Origin of the sequence: Glutamicibacter sp. FBE19 (genome assembly GCF_015524875.1) — a bacterium.
Lineage (GTDB): Bacteria > Actinomycetota > Actinomycetes > Actinomycetales > Micrococcaceae > Glutamicibacter > Glutamicibacter halophytocola.
Map to the genome: position 1 here is coordinate 1 of NZ_JACKQN010000021.1, position 3864 is coordinate 3864.

2 protein-coding genes and 3 tRNA genes are annotated in these 3864 nt (G+C 51.7%); 1 reads left to right on the forward strand and 4 read right to left on the reverse strand.

Annotated features, from left to right (window positions below; translation table 11 throughout):
• On the forward strand, window positions 1-407 hold a 407-nt coding region (locus H6F58_RS18020), incomplete at its 5' end, for a hypothetical protein (RefSeq protein ID WP_206693805.1).
• Between the two features lie 1245 nt (window positions 408-1652).
• Here the strand turns inward: H6F58_RS18020 and H6F58_RS17850 are convergent.
• From H6F58_RS17850 to H6F58_RS17865, 4 genes are all read right to left on the reverse strand, one after another.
• A tRNA-Glu gene (locus H6F58_RS17850) sits at window positions 1653-1725 on the reverse strand.
• Window positions 1726-1773: 48 nt separating this feature from the next.
• Window positions 1774-1845: transfer RNA gene (locus H6F58_RS17855), tRNA-Gln, on the reverse strand.
• Between the two features lie 277 nt (window positions 1846-2122).
• Window positions 2123-2199: transfer RNA gene (locus tag H6F58_RS17860), tRNA-Pro, on the reverse strand.
• Between the two features lie 104 nt (window positions 2200-2303).
• Window positions 2304-3665: an FAD-linked oxidase C-terminal domain-containing protein gene (locus H6F58_RS17865; RefSeq protein ID WP_257745884.1), complete on the reverse strand. Its 1362-nt coding sequence runs from the start codon at window positions 3663-3665 to the stop codon at window positions 2304-2306.
• Window positions 3666-3864: the final 199 nt, after the last annotated feature.

The following is a 3864-nucleotide window of genomic DNA, read 5'->3' on the forward strand; positions in this document are numbered from 1 at the left end:
TACCGGTTCTCCACAACCCGTCAATTCGAGCCATGATTTCGTCCAGCGTTATATTTCTCAGATATTTATTTCGCTCAAAATTACTTGAGCTTTTTCTGAGTGATTGTCACCGGATTTGGTATCAGCTTCAAGCTGACCTCGTTGCGGCGACAGATAAAAACTATACACAGGTTTTCGGACAGTTACAAATCGGATCGGTGCTTTTAGAGGTGACTGTGGTTACACCTGCAGTTTCCAGTCCAAAAGCAGGCTTGATGGTCATCCGTCGTGACAACCCTGGCGCCCATGCGCGTTCCGGTACCCGCAAAATTCGTTGCTGTACTTTGGCAGCCAACACAGGAACCTACAACCACAGCCGCTACACCCGGGGGGCCTTCCGAACTCCTTGCTTGGTTCTCCGTAGTTGATCGACTTCGGCTTGCTACAAGAGTGGGAACGAGTCATTGCTGCTGTCGCTTGTTCTCGTTTTCCAGATTCGCGGTCGACTGCGACTCCGCCATTCACCGAGGCGTAGTTGAACTACCTCCCTCTTACCCATGACTGGCCAAGGAGTGCGTCGCTGTCAGTCACCTCGGATTGACCGCTGTACTGGAAGCACTTGCAACAATGTCAAGATGACAATCGATCATTCCCCACCCACTCATATATGGACGATCAAATTCAGGCAGGAAGTTGGTCCGGGGTGTTCCACACACAACTTGGCGTTGTCAGCTATCCGAAACAGCACAGCCTAATCTGCCGCCAATCTTGTCCTCGTAGACTTCGCGCTGGAATTGGTCTCTCCTCGATTCACGTATTTGGGTCATAGCACATTGTCCAGAAACGTAGACGGGACCGTCTGAAACATCATTCGATAACTGCGCTACGCGAAGTGAACATATAAGAGCCGCAAAGACGCCTGCGTTTATCACTCGAAACCAGTTCAGCAGATCCTGCCGTTCCAGGATTTGGATGCATGGAAAACTCTGCGGTGAATGATGACCAGGGCATTCCGTTTCTCAAGGTAGAGCACATAGCGTTTTGCAAGGAGGTAAGAATTGGGTGTTCCCGGTTCCAGCTTTCCCGTACGTATACAGATCGCAGTCAAAACACCTCTGGATGCTGTTCGACAGTTTGTGGCCCACCTGAGTTCGCACCTGGGATGTTGTAACGCCACTGTGCTCGTAAGATTCGAAGATTCCTACTAGCGCTTCTTATAAACGTCGTCTCCGTCGGCTTGCGACGAGCTCGAGGCTCGCTAATAGCGGGCTTCCCGTGAAGACTCACTGCACCAGCTCAGGCTCCATGCGGTGGATCCGCCTATCTGGTTAGCAATGCATTCCCTAAATACTTTCCAGCGCTGATTGGCCACACAGGTATGTAGACAGAAATGGTTGGCACGGCTGTACACCCCAAAGAGTGCCTGGGGCCGGCAAATCCCAGATTTCCTCACCCCTCGCAGAAGTTGGATAAGTTCTACGATTAGCGCGCCCGCCACGGCGCAATACTCTTTGCTAGCTGCCATGCAGCCAACCGAGGTTTCCGTGCTAGGGATCCATTATGTCTACAGGCGTACAGCACTGAACACACGAGAACAGGATTCGGGTCAATGACTATTCACGGAACATGTTTGGGCATAAAAAAATCGCGGAACCGAAGTTCCGCGATATTTGTGACCCCAACGGGATTCGAACCCGTGTTGCCGCCGTGAGAGGGCGGAGTACTAGGCCGCTATACGATGGGGCCGTATGCTGAAGATAAATCTTCAGCTCACCAAATTGCTTTGGTGAAGCGCTGGGATACCAGGACTCGAACCTAGAATGACGGAACCAGAAACCGTTGTGTTGCCAATTACACCATATCCCAATATGACTTGCTATTCATTTGCTTGATCAGATATCCGATCAGCAATGAATGCCTTAGCACGAGATATAACTATACCTAAAAAGTTCCCTGAACGCACATCCAAAGGCGCCATCCTCGAGTGATCTACAGCTCGTTAGTCAGCTGAAAGGCAAAGATGCGCGATGTTCGCGTTATCTGGAGCCAATATCGGGCCTAGGGATTTCCCTCGGGCCGATCCCGATTGTCTCAAGAATAAGAAAAAGGGACCCAGTAGAACTGGGCCCCTCTTAATCGTTATTGGTCGGGATAACAGGATTTGAACCTGCGACCTCGTCGTCCCGAACGACGCGCGCTACCAAGCTGCGCCATATCCCGTGATCAAGAACGTTTTTACTCTACACCCTGAGCATTCTGATCACATAATCCTTTTCCGATAGACCGGTAGGGCCAAGGACCGGCATCAGCCAACAGCGTTACAGTTATATAGCTTTACCCGGGTTCAGGATATTCAATGGATCCAGTAGTGACTTGATGCTGCGTTGAAGCTGCAGCACATCTGCCGATTGTTCCCATGGCAACCAGTCCTTCTTGATCAGGCCAACACCGTGCTCACCCGTAATCGTTCCTCCCATTTCCAAAGCAATGCGCACGGAACTCTCAACGGCGCGGTGCAATCGAGCCAACGGATCGCCAACGTCGTCAGGTTCTACAGAAAATGTGGGATGCAAATTGCCGTCGCCAACATGGGAGATCATTCGCAAGTCGACTCGCTCTTGCTTTGCAGCCGCCTGCAGCCGGTGAACGTACTCCACCATTTTGCTCTTCGGAATCGCTACGTCTTCACCGGTCCTGTAGGCATCATCTTTGGTGTCTCCCCTGCTGGTGCGTCGCATTTCGATGAGTTGAGTAGCCTCGCTGCTTCCAGCCGAGCTGAGTACGACATTGCGATCTGCAAATACCTCGCGGATGGCTTCCTCTTCACGAGCTGCTCCATATCCGTCTAGCCTGGCCAACAACATGGCTCCACCTGACGCAGAGAGATTGGTTGAATATTGTTTGTCCAAGACCTGAATGGTCGCGTGGTCGATCAGTTCCAGAATCGCTGGCTGGATCCTGGCTTTTGCAATGAGCTGCACACCGTGAACCGCTTCTTCGAGTGAAGGGAAAAGCAAAGAGACGTCACGTTCGTCTACAGGCAGGTAACGCAATCGAAGCACTGCTCGCACTACAACGCCCAAGGTTCCCTCAGATCCCGTGAATAGCGCTGTTAGGTCGTAGCCGGCTACACCCTTGAAGGTATTCTTGCCAACGCGTATCAGGCGCCCGTCAGCAAGGACAACATCCAGAGACAGAACTGATTCGCGCGTAACTCCATACTTTGCGCAGCGTAGACCACCCGCATTCGTAGCGACGTTGCCGCCTAGGGTGGACATCTTGTAGCTTGCCGGATCGGGGGCATACATCAAACCAAATTTGGCGACTGCCACATTGAGGTCGTGATTAATGACCCCAGGCTCGACAACAGCAATTTCGTCATCGGGACGGATATCGAGGATCCGGTTCATCCTGCTCAGATTGAGAATGACGGCTTCGCCTAAGACATGGACACCGCCAGATACGCCTGTGCCGGCCCCACGGCTAATCACCGGCATTCCAAATTCAGTAGCCAGTTGCATGAGCTGCTGGACCTGTTGCGCTTCTGTAGGAAAGACGACTGCAATGGGATTAATCGGCATCTCGGATAACTGTCCGAAGTCCCTAGAATTTTCCGATAAAACTAGTTCATCCTGGACTACCGATTCATCAGGAAGAACCTTCTTAAGATTTTCAAGAAAAGACACTTGCTTACTAGACACCTTTGTCTCCACGGTCGCTGGGAATCCGAATTCACTTTAGACACTACGACCAAAGAAGTGTCATCGAAAGTTCATGACCGCTTTCCGCACGGCCCAGATGCCATCTACTGCCGATCACCCACTAAAACGAAAAGGGGGGCCAGGCACCCACCCGAACCCCCACCAACCTGTTTTGCTGGTTAAA